Consider the following 17,265-nt stretch of genomic DNA (forward strand, 5'->3'; position numbering starts at 1 on the left):
ATAAATTAAAAAAACAGAGAGAGGTGACATGAGTATCAAGACACGAATGTTCATTGGTATTTTTGGAGCGGTGTTTTTCTTGTTTGTCTCAAACATGATTGCTCAATATGTGTTTAGTATTACTACGGGCACAGCAACTGAAATCACTGATAAAAACTACAAAAAAGTAGATATGTTGAACAGGTTGAAAAACTTGTCTGACACCAGAGCGATTTATTTCCGAGATTTGGTGATCTACGAAAAGCCAGAGTTGCTTAAGCAAACCCGTACGGCTTTAACGCAAACTGCCAACGATATCGGTGCGATCTTCAAACAACTTGATAGTGCCCATTTAAATCCAAAGGAAAAGGCGCTGTTTGAGCAAATACGTGACAATGTCGTGAGTGCCAACCAATCTTTTGGGAGTTTCATTACGGCATTGGATGCTGGTTTTCCTGAAGATGCCAGAGACATTCTGATCAATGAGTTCAATCCGAAGTTTATTGCCTTTTCGAAACTTGTTTCAGAATTCAAATCTTATGAAGAAGTGCAAAATAAGCAACTGGTTAAAAAGCTAGATAATCAGCAATCATGGGGTAAAAAAGCCCTATGGACTGTCTTGGTGATGAGTATTTTGATCTTCTCAATTGTCGGTATTATCATCGCGAATAAATTCCTCAAGCCAATCAGTGCAATGAGAGATACCATGGCAAAAATTATTGATACAGGTGATTTGAGCCATCGCACACCTATCTATTCCAAAGATGAAATCGGGCAAAGTGCGCAGGCAATCAATGAACTGTTATCGACCATTCATGCCGCGATTGATGATGTGAATTTTGTCATGTCGGAAATTTCCAACGGTAGCTTCACACAGAAAATCGAGAACGATTACCGAGGCGATTTTGAAACCCTCAAGGCTGGGGTGAACAGCTCCTACGATCAAATTTATAACATGGTAGTCATGTTGCGTGGCACGGCGTCCAACTTGCGAAATGGTGCATTGGAGGCTATCCGTAACGAGCACGCTGAAATGAAAGGGGATTATGCAGCGGTCATTTCCGATATAGCGGTGGCAATGGATGCAATTCGTTATACGGTAGAAGATATTTCACTCACGTTGAGCAGTTTGTCGAAAGGTGATTTCTCTAGACGTGTGGAAGTCGAGACCTCTGGTGAGTTCATTACACTCAAAGATGCCATTAACCAGACCATTGATAACCTCGATCAATTCGTAGGTGAAGTGGTGAGTGTTCAGACAAAAATCAGTGATGGTGATTTGACTGATTTTGTGAAGAAAAATTACCAAGGCAAAATGGCTGCGTTGAAAGACAGCTTGAATTTCTCTACCCAAAACATTGCGACCATGATTGCAAAAGTGGGCGCGGTGACAAGATTGGTTGCAGATGAAGCCAATACGATTGCAGATAGTAGTGCAGCGGTTTCCGACCGTATCCAAGAGCAGACATTGGCGCTTGAATCGACATCAACGCAAATGGAGCACATGACTCAAACGGTTCAGCAAAATGCGGATGCAGCTTCTAATGCGAATCAGATGACTCAGGAAGCACAAGAAAAACTGACTACCGGTGTCGAAATCATGGGGCGTGCATTGGCTTCAATGGATCAGATGACCGAGGCGAGTAAGAAAATCAACGACATTATCTCGATTATCGACAGCATTGCATTCCAAACCAATTTGCTGGCACTAAACGCTGCGGTTGAAGCCGCTCGTGCCGGTGAGCATGGACGAGGTTTTGCAGTGGTTGCCGGCGAGGTTCGTAGTTTGGCAGGTAAGTCTTCCGATGCGGCAGCTGAAATCAAGAAATTGATTGAGAACTCAGTCAATATCAGTGATGAAAGTGGGCGTTACGTTAAGCAAACCAGTGATGCGTTGGTTGAAGTGAATGAATCTATGCAGCAAATGTCGAAAATGATTTCAGAAATTGCTTCGGCAACCAGAGATCAGGCAAACGGCATTTCGAAGGTGAATGAATCTATCGAGGGAATGGAGTCCAGCACACAGCAAAATGCTGGTCTGATTGAGGAGTCTGCTTCTGGAAGCCAGGATTTGTTTGCCCAATCTGAACAGTTATTGCAGTTGGTGCAAGGTTTCAAATTGGATAATAGCGTGGTTCACCGTGTCGAGCGCCACCAGCAGCACTCTGAGTTGGCACAACAATTTGAAAAAATGGTTGAGGCGCACCGAGCTTGGAAAGGCAAAATCCGCGGGTTTGTCGACGGAATGGATATAGGGGTTACCTATGAGGTTGCAACTGACCATACCGCCTGTATTCTAGGAAAATGGTACTATGGCGACGGACAAAGCTTGATGCACATGCCTTTGATGCAAGAGCTTGGACAAGAGCATATGGAAATGCATCAGGCTATCAAGAAAGTAATGGATGCCAAAGAGATTGGTGACGACGATTTGGTTGCAGAAGGTTTGACTCAAATCGATAAGAAATCTGAAAAAGTGGTGGCAATCCTAGAGCAGTTGGAAGATGAAGTCTCCTAACTGAGTGTCACATTCTAAACGGGCAAGTGCTGTTTTCACGGTGCTTGCCTGTTTCTATTCTATAGATTCGCTCTGAATCAAAGACCCCAACCTGGTAGATTTTAATAAAGCTGATAAGCGGAATGGCTTTTAGATTGGTTTTCTGATTAAGCTTGCTAGGAAAATCAAGCTGGCAACCACTACGATGGATGGTCCGGCTGGGGTGTCCCACTGCATGGAAAACACTAGCCCAAAAACGATAGACAACAATGCAAATAGATAGCTGATGGAGAGCATCTGTTCTGGTGATTTTGACAGTCTGTGTGCGGCCGCCGAAGGAATAATCAATAAAGAGGTAATCAATAGAATACCGACAACCTTGATTGCCAGCGCAATCAACAGTGCCAACAAAAGCGTATACATCAGTTGTACTGATTGCGTGCGAACCCCTTCAACCTGTGCCAATTCAGTATTCAAAGTGATATTGAGCAAGTCTTGCCAATAGCGCAAAAAGTAAAGTACAACAGCCACCAGTAGTACAGCCATCAAGATGATGTCTGTGGTGTTGATACTGAGAATATCACCGAAAAGATAACTCATGATATCGATCTGGATATGGTTCTGGAAGCTGAGAATCACTAGCCCCAAGGCCAAAGTGCTATGTGCCAGTAACCCTAAAAGCGTGTCAGACGATAAGGCGGTTTTTTTCGATAAAAAGAAAATCGATAACGCAATCATCACAGAAGTCAACATGACAGCCAATGTCAGGTTGAGTTGTAAGAGAAGCCCTAAACTGACGCCCAATAATGCCGAGTGTGCCAAGGTTGCACTGAAATAGGATTGGCGCTGCCAAACCATGAAAACACCTAGCGGCGTGGCGATAGACGCTACCAATAAGCCGCCCAATAATGCAAGAACCAGAAACTCAGGTGGGTGTAATAGAATATCGATCATTTCAATAGTCCATGAGTATGGTCGCAGGTATCGCCATGGTGGTGTTCATAAATCGCGATTTCATCGAATTCCTGACCGAATAGATTTTTAAAAGCAGGAGACTCGCTAACGGTTTGAGGGTGCCCTGAGCAGCAGATATGTTCGTTCAAACAAAGCACTTGATGGGTGCTTTTCATGACGATATGCAGGTCATGACTCACCATTAAAATGCCGCAATGCAAGGTATCTTTAATCTCATTGATAAGGTGGTAGAGTTCAACTTGACCTTGCAGGTCTACACCTTGTACGGGTTCATCCAGCACCAACAAGTCCGGCTTACGGATTAACGCGCGCGCCAGCAAAACGCGCTGCATTTCACCGCCGGACACTTTTTGGATGGGCGTGTTCAGTAGTTTTTCCAGCCTCAGAAGTGACACGGTTTGCATCAGCTCTGTGGTAAAATTCGCTTCCGTTTTTTGGCTAGAAAAAAAGTGGGGTTTGCGTAATCCCAGTTTGAGAAAACGGGCAACGGTCATCGGCAAAGAAGCATCGACTTGAATTTTCTGAGGCATGAATCCGATAGACAGGTGAGGTGAACGCCAAATTTTCCCGAGAGTGGGTTGAATCAGATCAATCAGGATTTTCAGTAAAGTGGATTTTCCCGCACCGTTTGGACCGATTAAGGTCGTGATCTCATTCCGCTTTAGCGTGAGGTCGATATTTTGCAATACACGCTTTTCACCGAAGAAATGGGTGATATTGGTTGCTTGCACCAGAATTTCATTGGTGTTAATTTTGGAAAGATTAAGGGATGCGTTCATAGCGACTATTGTATGTGACACTTTATGTTCTGTGCACCAGATTTTATGAGAATATTAACCAATACGATTAAAAACCCGTTTGAGGATTTTGAGATGAACAAGTTATTGAAGTCTATACTCTTGCCAGTGGCATTGATGCTGATGATGCAAGCTGCCGAAGCGGCAAGAGTTGTTGTGACGATTCCGCCACTGTTATCCGCCATTAAGCCTTTGTTGGGTGCGCAAGATAAAGTCACGGTTTTACTGACCAGAGGTCAATCACCGCATGGTTTTACCATGAAGCCGTCACATGCTTTAGCGTTACAACAAGCCGATATTATTGTTACCGTAGGGTCCGGGGTGGATCAATGGGCGCAAAAAGCCATCGAGAACGCGAAGCAAAGTCATTCTGCTGAAGTGGTGAGAATGACGGATATCTCCGGCATGACTCTGATAGAGGGTGGGCATGATGGTGAAAAACATGGCTCGCATGATCACGCGTTGCATGAAGAACATCATGATGAAGATGGTGATGCGCTCATGAACATCAACCCTCACCTGTGGTTGGATATTGGAAATATCGAGAAATTGGTTAAGGCTTTCAGTAATGCCTTGCAGAAAAAAGACGAGAGCCGTGCTGGAGAAATCGCCAACCAAACGAAAACATGGCTGGCCAAATTGCAAATGACGGATAACGACATCAAGCAACAACTGTCTCCAGTAAAGCAAGTGCCTTACTTGGTGCTTCATAACGCCTTTGTCTATTTTGAAAAACGTTACGGATTGAATAACAAAGGTGCGTTACATAATAGTGCCGAACGTAAAGCAGGTGTAAAACGTCTTGTTGATGTTGACGACATGATTCAGTCCGGCAAAGTGAAATGTGTTTTCCAAGAGCCTCAGTTATCGAACAAGCAGTTAACGGGATTGATCAAAGGTTCCAACGTCAGGTTGGGTACATTGGATCCTCTTGGTGACGGTAGTTTGGATACAGCGCAGTTCATGGAAAAGTTGACGCATCAATACCTGAGTTGCTTGGCCGCGAAATGAGTTATGACGTTCTGCTACTGGGATTGCCAGGCTGTGGTAGAAATCGCTTTTCCCAAGCATTGATAGCGCATTGCCAAAAGCACCAGATGCCGACTCCAGTATGTATGAAAAGTCTTGAAGTTGGTTCGCAGGCAGAAAAGCGGGTTTGGACATTGATTGATATACGATCCGAATTGCATCATGTCGAGGCGGAGAGCTATTTGTTGGCTTGTCTTGCACAGAGTTCCGCGGTGGTATTCTTGTTTGCAGAATCGGCGGATTTAACGACACAAGCTTTCTGGCAGAATTGGTTAAAACGCCAAGGGATTGATCTACCCGTTTTGCGCTGGTTTTCGCAAACCTTTACGGATGATTGGCATTGGCAGTCGTTCGGTGATGACGTCTTAGTGAATCAAAGTGCACTGCCAAAGTTGTCTTTGCAGAGCATGGCATTTGAGCTGGGCACTGTTTCCCTGGAGCACCTGTTGTTCGGCTTGGATTCGATCAAGCAGAACTTGGGTGTCGAGCTTTGGCGTGTGAAGGCTAGTGTACAAACTCAAGAGTATGTGAATCCTGTTTCGATAGAAGGCACGATTAATCGCTGGGATACCTACGCTGCTGAACAAGCTACCGGGAAGCTGACAATTTTAGGAACGTCACTTGATAAAACTTTATTGACCGAGATTGTTGAAGCGAGCGCATTGGCATAACGCATGGCATTTTTATGAGATGGGTTTTTTAATCGAAAGCACCCTGAAAACTGGACAATAAAACAATAACCGACTAAAATACTCGGATATTAAATTAGAAGTTGTAGCACCTATGTCAGAAGCGACTCAATACGAAGAGATAAACGACCTATTAAGCAAGAAAACTGGTTACAAAGAAGGCTTTGTAACTCAGACAAGCGTTGAAACCTTTGAGAAAGGAATTAGCGAGGAGGTCGTGCGTGCGATTTCGGCGAAAAAGAACGAACCGGAATGGATGCTCGAATTTCGTTTGAAGGCCTATCGTCATTGGTTGACGATGGAAGAACCTCATTGGGCGAAAGCCAACTACAATCCACTGGATTACCAGGATTACAGTTATTATTCGGCACCTGAGTGTTCTGCGTGTGGTGGCGATACCTGTGCGGCAGATGAAGCTAAAAAGGCTGAAATTGCCGAGATGGATTTGGAAGTCGCTAAAGCCTTCGCTGCACTGGGAGTGCCGATTGTCGGGAGTGAAAACGAAAATACCAATATCGCGGTAGATGCGATTTTCGACTCGGTTTCAGTGTCAACCACCAAGCGCGAAGAGTTGGAAAAGCTGGGCATTATCTTTTGTTCGTTCTCCGAAGCGGTTCATGAGCATCCAGAACTGGTTCAAAAGTATTTAGGAACGGTTGTTCCCTATCATGACAACTATTTTGCGGCGTTGAACTCCGCAGTGGCGTCTGATGGCACTTTTGTTTACATTCCAGAAAACGTTCGTTGCCCGATTGATCTATCGACTTACTTTCGTATCAATGAAGCGAAAACAGGGCAGTTTGAACGTACTATTCTGATTGCCGATAAAAACAGCTATGTCAGTTATCTTGAAGGGTGTTCCGCGCCTGTTCGCGATACTTACCAGCTCCATGCTGCGGTGGTAGAAGTGATCGTACTGGATGATGCCGAGGTGAAATACTCTACGGTGCAAAACTGGTATCCAGGCGATGATGATTGCGAAGGTGGTATTTTGAATTTTGTAACCAAACGCGGTATTTGCGAAGGGAAAAATTCAAAACTGTCTTGGACGCAAGCCGAAACCGGTTCTGCCATTACTTGGAAATACCCTAGCTGTATTTTGAAAGGCGACAACTCAATCGGCGAGTTCTACTCGGTTGCGCTGACCAATCGTCGTCAGCAAGCGGATACAGGAACCAAGATGATTCACATTGGTAAGAACACGCGTAGCACGATTATCTCTAAAGGGCTGTCTGCCGGTAGATCGGATAACACTTACCGTGGTTTGGTGAAGATTTTGCCGTCAGCCGAGAACGCGCGTAATTTCACCCAGTGTGATTCGATGCTGATTGGCGACCAATGTGGCGCGCATACCTTCCCTTACATTGAAGTGGAAAATGCGACAGCGAAGATGGAGCATGAAGCAACGACTTCCCGTATTGGTGAAGACCAGTTGTTCTATTGCCAGCAACGCGGCATTAGCGAGCAAGATGCGATTTCCATGATTGTGAACGGCTACTGTAAAGAAGTATTTAAAGAATTGCCGCTGGAGTTCGCACAAGAAGCGGAAGAATTATTGGCAATCAGTTTGGAAGGCTCTGTCGGATAAAGACAGGTCAATATTGACGCTCGCAATCACAAGAATTTAGAAATGAATGGTCTGCATGAATGCAGACTGAATAGGGTTAAAAAACATGTTACTCAACGTTGAAAATTTAAAAGCTGAAGTAGCCGAAGACGGCAAGCAAATCTTGAAAGGCTTGAATCTGCAAGTAAACCCAGGTGAAGTTCATGCCATCATGGGACCTAACGGAGCAGGGAAAAGTACTTTCTCAAGCGTACTGGCGGGTCGTGAAGATTATGAAGTGACAGAGGGTACTGTTGATTTCGATGGTGAAGACTTGTTGGAAATGGACGCGGAAGAACGTGCTCGCAAAGGGTTGTTCCTTGCTTTTCAATACCCAGTTGAAATCCCTGGTGTCAGTAACAAGTTGTTCATGCAAACTGCATTGAACGCCATTCGCGAAGAAAAAGGGCTGCCTGCGCTGGATATGTTCGACTTTGACGAATACGTGCAGGAAAAAATGGAATTGATGGGCATGCGTAAAGACATGCTTGAGCGTTCGGTTAACGTTGGCTTCTCCGGTGGCGAGAAAAAGCGTAATGATATTTTCCAAATGGCATTGCTTGAGCCGAAACTTTGCATTATGGATGAAACCGATTCCGGTCTGGATATCGATGCTCTTAAAGTGGTTGCCAATGGGGTGAACTCACTTCGTGACCCGAACAGAAGCTTTATTGTCGTAACGCATTATCAGCGTTTGCTGGACTATATCAAACCTGATTTCGTTCATGTTTTATATGATGGGAAAATCGTTAAATCCGGCGGTTTTGAGTTGGTACATGAACTGGAAGATCAAGGGTACGATTCCATTATCCAATCTCATGAAGCGCAGCTAGCGGGATAATTTTATGGCGGCTGTGAATTCAATCAAACCTAGGAAACAAAGCCCGGTAGCGCAAAAAGCGATTGAGCATTACATTGGCTTGTCTCAGAGCCTGAACGCGAAGACGCAAAATCAGATGTTGTCGGCCAAACGTTTGGACGCGCAGAAAAAGCTTCAGGCACTTGGGTTGCCGATGCGTCGAGATGAGGATTGGCAGTACACTTCGCTGAACCACTGGATGCAAACCGCATTTGAGCAAAATCTACCAGGTTGGGGTAAGGTTAACCCAGACCAACTGAAAGCGATTTTGCCAATATTCGGAACGCACCGTTTTGTTTGGATTGATGGTGTCTTCTCCCAAGACTTGTCATGTGATTCAGCCAGTTTGCCATCAGGGTTGACGGTAGAGAGTGCGGAAATCACCAATGCCGATTTGGTGGATTCCAATCATGCCTTTGAACTGTTGCATGATATGTTGGCTGAAAATCGTACTAAAATCCGCGTTCAGAAGAATGTGGCAATCGAAAAGCCTGTTGAGTTGGTTTACATCCAGACTCAGCCAAAAAGTCTTGCGACCTTGAGCTTAGATGTTCAGGTTGAAGAAAATGCGCAGCTGACCTTGATTCAACAGGTGGTTTCTTTTGCCGATGAGCCTGTTTGTATCAACGGGGTGTTGCAAATGGAGTTGGCTGCACAGGCAATTTGTAAACAGTATGTGGTTCAGGATTTAAACACCAACGACTTCTATTTCAATAATCAGCACGTACATCAACAGGCATCCTCCGTATTTGACACCTTGTATGTCGGGTTGGGGGCAGAAGTGTCTCGCCATCAAAACACCGTGAACCTGTGTGGTGAGTATGCTGACGCTTCTCAAAACACTATTGCTTTTGGTAAAGGTGAGCAAACGATTGATTCGCGTACTGATACACAACATCTTGCGCCGCATTGTAACAGTCAGCAGCTACATAAATTTGTGCTGGATGAACAGTCCAGAGGCGTGTTCAACGGCATGATTTATGTCGCAAAAGGCGCGCAAAAAACGGATGGGCAGATGGATAACAAGAATTTGCTCTTGTCCAACAATGCCAAGATGGATACCAAGCCACAGCTTGAAATCTATGCGGACGATGTGAAGTGTTCGCATGGTTGTGCGTCCGGCCAAATAGATGAAAACCAAGTTTTCTATTGTCAGGCGCGTGGTATACACCAACATGATGCCGTTCAACTGATTACCAAAGCATTCTTGCTAGAGCCTTTGGATAATGTGTCGAATGAGGCTATCCGTGACTGGCTGATGCAACGCGTCAGCAAGTTGCTAGCTTGATCCTTTCTTAAGTGATTGCCCCTTTTTATGAGTGATTCTATGAACGATTTTGCACAAATCCGTCAGCATTTTCCTATCTTGAAACAAACAGAGAACGGTCAACCACTGGTTTATTTAGACAGTGGCGCCACCTCACAAAAGCCACAGGAAGTTATCGACGCGATTACTCGTTACTACACGCTTGAAAACGCCAATGTACATCGTGGTGTTTATGGATTGAGTGAAAGGGCGACAGAGGCCTATGAAGGTGCCCGCGAGAAAGTCAGAAAATTCATGAATGCCGCTTCCATAAAAGAAGTGGTTTTTGTCCGTGGCACCACCGAGGCGATTAATCTTGTAGCGGCAACCTGGGGGCGCGCAAACCTGAATCCTGGTGATGAAGTTATCATTACTGAGATGGAGCATCACTCAAATATCGTGCCTTGGCAGTTGTTGCGCGATGAATTGGGGATTCGCCTCACCGTGCTTCGCATCAATCAAAAAGGCGAAGTCTGTCTGAATGCATTGGAAAGCTTGCTGTCTGAGAGAACCAAATTGTTGTCTATTACTCATATGTCAAATGCACTGGGAACCATCAATCCGGTTAAGGAAATGACAGCATTAGCGCATAAAGTCGGCGCGAAGGTTTTGATTGATGGTGCTCAAGCGGTGCCGCACATGAAGGTTGATGTACAAGATATCGGTTGTGACTTCTATGCCTTCTCCGCACATAAAATGTATGGCCCGACGGGTATTGGTGTGCTCTATGGTAAAGAATCTTTATTGGAAGCCATGCCGCCGTATCAAGGAGGTGGGGATATGATCTATTCCGTTACCTTCGAGCGAACGGAATACAACGTTCTTCCTTACAAGTTTGAAGCAGGTACGCCCCATATTGCCGGTGGTATCGGCTTGGGAGCCGCGGTAGATTTCATGGCGTCCATCGGGCAAGATAAAATCGCTGAATATGAAAACCAACTGTTGAAATATGCCACGGATAAATTGAAGGCGATTGATGGGCTACGCATTATTGGTGAAGCTGACAATAAAGGTGGCGTTATTTCGTTTATCGTCGATGGCGCACACCCTCACGATATGGCGACTTTGATGGATCAGGATGGTATCGCAGTGCGTGCGAGCCACCATTGCGCCATGCCTGTGATGCAGCACTTTGATGTGCCTGCAACCGTTCGTGCATCACTGGGCGTTTATAATAATTTTGATGATATAGATCGTCTTGTCGCTGCAGTGATCGAAGCTAGGGATATGCTGCTTTAATGTCCTGTATTCTCAGGGTGATTTCGAGATTTTGGACTGATTAAAAGGTTTGGAGTATGATTGCTCTATAGAAGTTTTTTTATGGAGGAATGGTATGGAAGAACTTAAAAAAACCGCCGAAACCATGATCAAGGAAGATCAATCAACCGGCTTAGCGGCAAAGTTTAAAACTGCTTGGGCCGAGCTAGAAACCTATCAAAAAGTTTTCCTTATCTTTGTTTTGATTGCCTTTCCGTTGGGACTAATTTTTCCACCTGTGATGGAAATCTTATTATTGCCTTTCGCTTTCGTAACTTGTTCCGGTTAAAGGAGACAAGTGATGTCAGATGCTTATGACTGGATTCGATTGGAATGTATTCCTCTTCCTGACAGTGGTTTTGATCCCTGTATCGTTTTTTGGAACCCGACAGAACAGAAAATATTAGGGGATGCGGCAGAGCAGATTCTAAAGTGGGTCAGAGAGGCAGAAGAACAAGGCTTTATCAGTACGCCAACGCTTAGTCACTTTGAAATTGTCAGCCCTTTAACGCAACCGTCAGAGCTGGCCGCTATTTTGGCGCAGTATTATTGGGTGATTCCTGTTCCGGTGGAATCACCTGAACAATCAACCACTAACGATGATAACCCCGTACTACATTAAAAGTAACTTGCGCCGAATGATGCATTTCATTCAACCTTAAGCTTAGGTTTTGGTTATCATATAGCGAAAAATAACACAAAGATAAACAACTCAAAACAGGCTATGCCTGTACCGGGCGAGATTCTACCCATTTTATGAAAGATTACGTCAAGCAAATTCATTTTGTCGGCATCGGTGGTGTCGGCATGGCAGGGATTGCGGAGGTCTGCCTAAACCTAGGTTACCAGGTCTCCGGCTCAGATATCCGTGAAAATATCACCATTACACGTCTAAAATCACTTGGTGCACAAATTCAAATTGGGCATGACGCCAGTTATGTCAAAACCAGTGATGTAGTTGTTGTTTCGACAGCAATCGGCAAAGAAAATCCAGAAGTCAGTTACGCCCGTGAGATGCGTATTCCGGTGATTCCTAGAGCGGCAATGTTGGCTGAGTTGATGCGGATGCGTTTCGGCATCGCAATAGCCGGTACGCATGGTAAAACCACAACGACCAGTTTGGTGGCTTCGATTCTGACACAGGGTGGTTTGGATCCTACTTTCGTAATCGGTGGCAAATTGAACCAAGTAGATGCCAATGCCAGGCTAGGTTCTAGCCAATATTTGATTGCCGAGGCGGATGAGTCTGATGCTTCCTTCTTGCATTTATCGCCAATGATGTCTGTGGTGACTAATATTGATGAAGATCACATGGAAACCTATCAAGGTGATTATCAGCAATTGGAAAACACGTTCATAGAGTTCGTTCATCGCCTTCCGTTTTATGGGATTGCAGTATTGTGTGTGGATGATCCAAATATTCAAGCGATTATTCCTAAGCTGTCGAGAAAGATTTATACCTACGGTTTTTCCGAAGGGGCGGATGTTCGTGGTACTGACATCAAGGCAAAAGGCTTGCAAATGCAATTCACGGTTGAGGCAAATGATGCTCCACAATTTGAAGTGGTGCTGAATCAGCCTGGACGACATAATGTATTGAATGCGCTGGCAGCAATCACCATCGCCTTGGAATTGGATGTTTCCGTTCAAGATATTCAAGCCGCTTTGGCCGATTTTGGCGGTGTGGGAAGGCGCTTTGAAGTTTATCCGAATCGTTTGATCGGCAATAAAGCGGTGACGGTTGTGGATGATTATGGACATCACCCAACTGAATTGGCAGCAACCTTGAAAACAGCACGAGAAGCCTTTCCTGATAAACGTTTGGTGTTGGTGTTTCAACCACACCGTTACTCGCGAACAAGAGATTTGTTTGATGATTTCGTGCAGGTCTTAATGGAACCGGACTTGTTGGTACTGATGGATGTTTACGCTGCCGGTGAAGCACCGCTTACTGCGTTCGACTCCAAGGCTTTGCTGCAATCTTTAAGATTGCTAGGACGTAAAGAAAGTGTGCATGTGGAAGATCGCCAGCAACTGGATGACGTGATGCCGAACTTACTGATAGAAGATGATGTGGTCTTGGTCATGGGAGCCGGTGATGTTGGGCAGATCTCAAAAGACTGGAAGGAACAAGGAGCATAATCGTGACCGACCCTATTGATATTAAAGCATTGGGAAAAGTAGCGGTATTGATGGGCGGTACCGCGGCAGAAAGAGAGGTTTCTTTAAAAAGTGGTAAGGCCGTTTTAGACGCGCTGGTGTCTCAAGGTGTTGATGCAGAAGGTATTGATGTTGTTTCCGTAGAGCAACTATTGGATATTGCCAAACGCTATGATCGAGTATTCAATGTTGTGCATGGACGCTGGGGCGAAGATGGTGGTATTCAAGCAGTGCTGGATGCGTTGGATGTACCCTATACCGGTAGTGAAATGGCGGCGTCAGCTTTGACGATGGATAAGTTGCGTACCAAGTGGCTTTGGCAGGGCGCGGGGTTGCCAACGCCTGAGTTTGTTCGCGTGGCCGAAACGCAGCCATTTGATGCGCAACGTTTTTCGTTGCCCTTTCCGGTGATTGTGAAGCCTTGTCACGAAGGCTCCAGCATCGGTATGCGCAAAGTCGAAAATTTGGCGCAATTGATTGAAGCGGTAGATTATGCACAAGAATTCGACTACGAAGTTTTGATTGAGCAATGGATTACCGGTCGTGAATTTACCTGTGCCATTTTAGACGGTGAAGCTTTGCCTTTGATTGAGCTTCGGACATCTCACTCTTTCTATGATTACGACGCGAAGTATCTAGCGAATGATACCCAATATATTTGCCCAACAGATTTGCCGGCAAATCAGGAAGCGGCTATTCAACAGCTTTGTTTACAGGCGTTTGATGTTGCAGGGTCTCGCGATTGGGGAAGAGTCGATTTAATGATGGATCCAAGTGGTCATGTTTGGCTGATCGAATTGAATACCGTTCCTGGCATGACAGACCACAGCTTGGTACCGATGGCAGCCAAGGTTAAAGGAATCAGTTTTGAGCAGTTGGTCGTCAAGTTGTTAATGTTGACGCTCAAACATACCAAAGAGTCCTGATTGAGATTGGAATGCTGAATAAGAAGCTGGCCTCAACGATTTTCTTACTGCTGATACTCATCGGAGCATTAGGCTGGATTATCTTTTCACCAAGCCACGTATTGAAAAGCTACCAAATCAAAAACAGTCTGAAAAAAGTCGAGTCCTCTCAAGTGGGGGCAGTAGTCAAACCTTATTTGGGTCAATCTTTTTGGCGCTTAAATCTAGATGAACTTCACGCGCAGATAGTGAGATTGGATTGGGTGTATCGTGCCTCGGTCACTCGCCATTGGCCAAGTCAGGTGGATATCACCATTGAGGAACAACAGCCGGTTGTACGTTGGGGTAAAGATGGCTTGTTGAATAAGAATGGTGATATTTTTTATCCAAGTGATATTAAGGCTTTTCAGAATCTTGTCGAGCTGGATGGTGACGACAGCAAAGCCAAACAGTTGCTGAAGGATTTAGTGATTTTTCAGAAGGCTTTTGACCAATTGGGATGGACAATTTCCAGGTTGGTGATGAACGCCGATAATGTCTGGCAGATATACTTTGTTAAACAGCCGACAGTCGAGCTGGACTCAATGGATTGGCAGCATAAATTGAATCGATTTATTCGCGCTTATCCATTAGTCAAAGAAGCACTAAGAAAAAATGCACGTCTGTATGATTTGCGCTATAGTAATGGCTTCGCGATCAAACAAAATTCTGAAACGCAACAAACGGATAAAACAGGTTCTTAATGCGAGTTATCGCAACAAAGCTTAAGAATGTTTACCTGAGTTTAAGCAAATTGCAATGAGACTGAACCAAAAGGTAATGATGTAAATGGCAAAAAAGCAAACCACTTCTCACTCAAATATCGTCATCGGGTTGGATATCGGCACATCAAAAATCGCTGCCATCGTCGGTAAAGTGAAAGACGACGGCGAAATTGAAGTGATTGGAATGGGGACGCACCCTTCCAAGGGCCTTAAGAAAGGGGTGGTTGTTAATATTGATTCCACAGTTGAATCCATTCAAAGAGCCATTGATGAAGCCGAGCGTATGTCGGGTATTCAAGTGAATTCAGTATCGGTGGGAATTGCTGGAAGCCACATCAACAGCTTCAACTCAAACGGTATGGTGGCTATTAGCCATCAAGAGGTGCAAGAGCAGGATGTGCAACGCGTTATTGATGCGGCGCAAACCATTGCTATCCCTGGAGATCAGCAAGTCCTTCATATTTTGCCGCAAGAGTTCATGATTGATAACCAAGGTGGTATCAGAGAGCCGATCGGAATGTCTGGTGTGCGTTTGGAAGCCAAAGTACACATGGTCACAGGTTCGGTCAGTGCGGCTCAGAACATTACAAAATGTGTTGAAAAATGCTCGTTGACTGTTGATAACCTTATTTTGGAGCAGTTGGCTTCAGCGGAAGCGGTTCTGTCTGAAGATGAGAAAGAGCTAGGTGTTTGTCTGGTTGACATCGGTGGGGGTACAACGGATATTGCCATTTTCCAAAATGGGGCGATTCGCCATACCGCCGTTATTCCCGTTGCCGGAGATCAAGTCACGAATGATATTGCGGTAGCTTTGCGTACGCCAACGCCGGCAGCAGAACAAATCAAGCGCCAATACGCTTGCGCGTTGCCACAACTGATTAACCAAGATGAAGAGATTGAAGTGGCATCGGTGGGTGATCGTCCTGCGCGCTGTCTATCTAGAAATACCTTGGTGGAAGTGATTGAACCTCGTTATGAAGAACTGTTTCAGTTGATTCAAGCCGAGTTGAGACGTACCAATTTTGAAAACAAGATTGCCGCTGGTATCGTATTGACCGGTGGAAGCTCCATGGTGGAAGGTGCCGTTGAGTTAGCAGAAGAAGTATTCCATATGCCGGTGCGCCTTGGGGTACCAATGGGCGTGAGTGGCCTGAAAGACGAAGTCTCCAGCCCAGCATTTGCGACAACAGTCGGTTTGTTGCTTTATGCTAAAGAACATGAAACCTTTTCTCAGCATACCGATGTCGGTAAGCGCAAACAAACAATGAGCCAAGAATCCGTTCTGGAAAAAATGAAAAACTGGTTCAGCAACAGTTTCTAAACTACATTTCTTTCGCGGCGAATTTTTCTGTAGTCAACATTACAGTATGGTAGAATTCGCCTCTTATCTACTCTAGCGATCCGACTCAACTAGGAGCAAAAAGCGGCGTGAAACAAAAAACTTTGGCAAATCCTATCAAAGCAAGAGGTGTTGGCCTTCATACCGGTCATGAGGCCTTAATGACTCTCAAACCTGCGCCAGCAGATACAGGAATTGTGTTTCGCCGAATTGATGTTTCTCCTGTGGTTGAGTTTCCTATTTCACCTGAACTGGTGCAAGAAACCACTTTGTGTACCACGATCGTCAGAGATGTCGAAGACAAACAAGTGAAGATCGCGACCATAGAGCACTTGATGTCTGCATTAGCCGGTATGGGGATTGATAATCTTTATATTGATATTGATTCCGATGAAGTGCCGATTATGGATGGTAGTGCATCCCACTTCATTTTCCTATTACAGGCTGCCGGTATTGACTACCTGGATGCTCCCAAAAAATTTATTCGGGTGTTGAAGCACGTACGAGTGGAAAATAACAAAGGTGGTGTTGCCGAGTTCCGTCCTTATGAAGGCTATCGTTTGAATTTTTCAATTGAATTCGATCACCCGGCATTTGAGCAAACCGCAGAAAAGATGACATTGGACTTTTCATCGACGGCTTACTTCAAAGAAGTCAGTCGTGCGCGTACCTTCGGTTTTATGAAGGACATGGAAAGATTGCGTGCACAGAATTTAGGCTTGGGTGCTGGGTTACATAATGCAATCGGCTTGGACGATAACGGCGTTATGAATCAAGAAGGTTTGCGTGACAAGGACGAGTTTGTGCGCCATAAAATCCTTGATGCGGTGGGCGATTTGTTTATGGCAGGGCATCCGATTGTCGGTGAATTTACCGCTCATAAGTCAGGACATGCATTAAACAACCAGTTGTTAAGAGCGCTGATGTCCGATCCAGAATCCTACGAAATCGCTGATTATTTGGGCAAGGAACCGCCAATCGAATATGGTAGTTCCAAGGTCTTATTGTAACGCCTGAAAACACTCTTAAACCTTGGTGTTCTACCAAGGTTAACATCTTGTTACTTCTCAAGATTATCTCATCATTTTTTGCATGGACTTATG

16 protein-coding genes are annotated in these 17,265 nt (G+C 45.0%); 14 read left to right on the forward strand and 2 right to left on the reverse strand.

Annotated features, from left to right (window positions below):
- Positions 1 to 28 precede the first annotated feature (28 nt).
- On the forward strand, positions 29 to 2,497 hold the full coding sequence (locus F8R13_RS11745) for a methyl-accepting chemotaxis protein (RefSeq protein ID WP_152831316.1): 2,469 nt from the start codon (positions 29 to 31) through the stop codon (positions 2,495 to 2,497).
- 129 nt (positions 2,498 to 2,626) lie between these two features.
- Here F8R13_RS11745 and F8R13_RS00750 read toward each other — a convergent pair whose 3' ends face one another.
- Together F8R13_RS00750 and F8R13_RS00755 are read right to left on the reverse strand one after the other, a co-directional pair.
- On the reverse strand, positions 2,627 to 3,430 hold the full coding sequence (locus tag F8R13_RS00750) for an iron chelate uptake ABC transporter family permease subunit (protein WP_152831319.1): 804 nt from the start codon (positions 3,428 to 3,430) through the stop codon (positions 2,627 to 2,629).
- On the reverse strand, positions 3,427 to 4,251 hold the full coding sequence (locus F8R13_RS00755; protein WP_371414865.1) for an ATP-binding cassette domain-containing protein: 825 nt from the start codon (positions 4,249 to 4,251) through the stop codon (positions 3,427 to 3,429). The genes F8R13_RS00750 and F8R13_RS00755 overlap by 4 nt, the downstream gene beginning before the upstream one ends.
- A 72-nt stretch (positions 4,252 to 4,323) precedes the next feature.
- Between F8R13_RS00755 and F8R13_RS00760 the strand changes: the two genes are divergently transcribed.
- The 13 genes from F8R13_RS00760 (at position 4,324) to lpxC (ending at position 17,172) form a co-directional block, all read left to right on the forward strand.
- The gene (locus F8R13_RS00760) at positions 4,324 to 5,259 is read left to right on the forward strand and encodes a zinc ABC transporter substrate-binding protein (protein WP_172967663.1); all 936 of its coding nucleotides are present in this window, start codon (positions 4,324 to 4,326) and stop codon (positions 5,257 to 5,259) included.
- Complete coding sequence (locus tag F8R13_RS00765) at positions 5,256 to 5,948, forward strand: hypothetical protein (protein WP_152831323.1); 693 nt, start codon at positions 5,256 to 5,258, stop codon at positions 5,946 to 5,948. The genes F8R13_RS00760 and F8R13_RS00765 overlap by 4 nt, the downstream gene beginning before the upstream one ends.
- Positions 5,949 to 6,060: 112 nt before the next feature.
- A complete protein-coding gene (sufB, locus tag F8R13_RS00770) occupies positions 6,061 to 7,554 on the forward strand; it encodes a Fe-S cluster assembly protein SufB (RefSeq protein ID WP_152831325.1) in 1,494 nt (497 codons plus the stop codon).
- 85 nt (positions 7,555 to 7,639) lie between these two features.
- Complete coding sequence (gene sufC / locus F8R13_RS00775; RefSeq protein WP_152831327.1) at positions 7,640 to 8,413, forward strand: Fe-S cluster assembly ATPase SufC; 774 nt, start codon at positions 7,640 to 7,642, stop codon at positions 8,411 to 8,413.
- Positions 8,414 to 8,417: 4 nt separating this feature from the next.
- Positions 8,418 to 9,719, forward strand: a complete 1,302-nt coding sequence (sufD, locus tag F8R13_RS00780; protein ID WP_152831329.1) for a Fe-S cluster assembly protein SufD — start codon at positions 8,418 to 8,420, stop codon at positions 9,717 to 9,719.
- A gap of 39 nt (positions 9,720 to 9,758) precedes the next feature.
- Complete coding sequence (locus tag F8R13_RS00785) at positions 9,759 to 10,976, forward strand: aminotransferase class V-fold PLP-dependent enzyme (RefSeq protein WP_152831331.1); 1,218 nt, start codon at positions 9,759 to 9,761, stop codon at positions 10,974 to 10,976.
- A 94-nt stretch (positions 10,977 to 11,070) separates the two neighbouring features.
- On the forward strand, positions 11,071 to 11,283 hold the full coding sequence (locus tag F8R13_RS00790) for a hypothetical protein (RefSeq protein WP_152831334.1): 213 nt from the start codon (positions 11,071 to 11,073) through the stop codon (positions 11,281 to 11,283).
- Positions 11,284 to 11,295: 12 nt separating this feature from the next.
- Entirely contained in the window at positions 11,296 to 11,616 is a 321-nt protein-coding gene (locus F8R13_RS00795; protein WP_152831337.1) for a hypothetical protein, read from the forward strand.
- Between the two features lie 134 nt (positions 11,617 to 11,750).
- On the forward strand, positions 11,751 to 13,136 hold the full coding sequence (gene murC / locus F8R13_RS00800) for a UDP-N-acetylmuramate--L-alanine ligase (RefSeq protein WP_152831339.1): 1,386 nt from the start codon (positions 11,751 to 11,753) through the stop codon (positions 13,134 to 13,136).
- Positions 13,137 to 13,138: 2 nt separating this feature from the next.
- Positions 13,139 to 14,080 (forward strand): D-alanine--D-alanine ligase, encoded by a 942-nt coding sequence (locus tag F8R13_RS00805; protein ID WP_371414866.1) that lies wholly within the window; start codon positions 13,139 to 13,141, stop codon positions 14,078 to 14,080.
- A gap of 11 nt (positions 14,081 to 14,091) precedes the next feature.
- Positions 14,092 to 14,802, forward strand: a complete 711-nt coding sequence (locus F8R13_RS00810; protein ID WP_152831341.1) for a cell division protein FtsQ/DivIB — start codon at positions 14,092 to 14,094, stop codon at positions 14,800 to 14,802.
- A gap of 85 nt (positions 14,803 to 14,887) precedes the next feature.
- Positions 14,888 to 16,144: a cell division protein FtsA gene (gene ftsA, locus F8R13_RS00815; protein WP_152831344.1), complete on the forward strand. Its 1,257-nt coding sequence runs from the start codon at positions 14,888 to 14,890 to the stop codon at positions 16,142 to 16,144.
- A gap of 107 nt (positions 16,145 to 16,251) precedes the next feature.
- Positions 16,252 to 17,172 (forward strand): UDP-3-O-acyl-N-acetylglucosamine deacetylase, encoded by a 921-nt coding sequence (gene lpxC, locus F8R13_RS00820; RefSeq protein WP_371414867.1) that lies wholly within the window; start codon positions 16,252 to 16,254, stop codon positions 17,170 to 17,172.
- Positions 17,173 to 17,265 lie beyond the last annotated feature (93 nt).

The sequence above is a fragment of the Hydrogenovibrio sp. JE_KL2 genome, assembly GCF_009296185.1.
Taxonomy (GTDB): domain Bacteria; phylum Pseudomonadota; class Gammaproteobacteria; order Thiomicrospirales; family Thiomicrospiraceae; genus Hydrogenovibrio.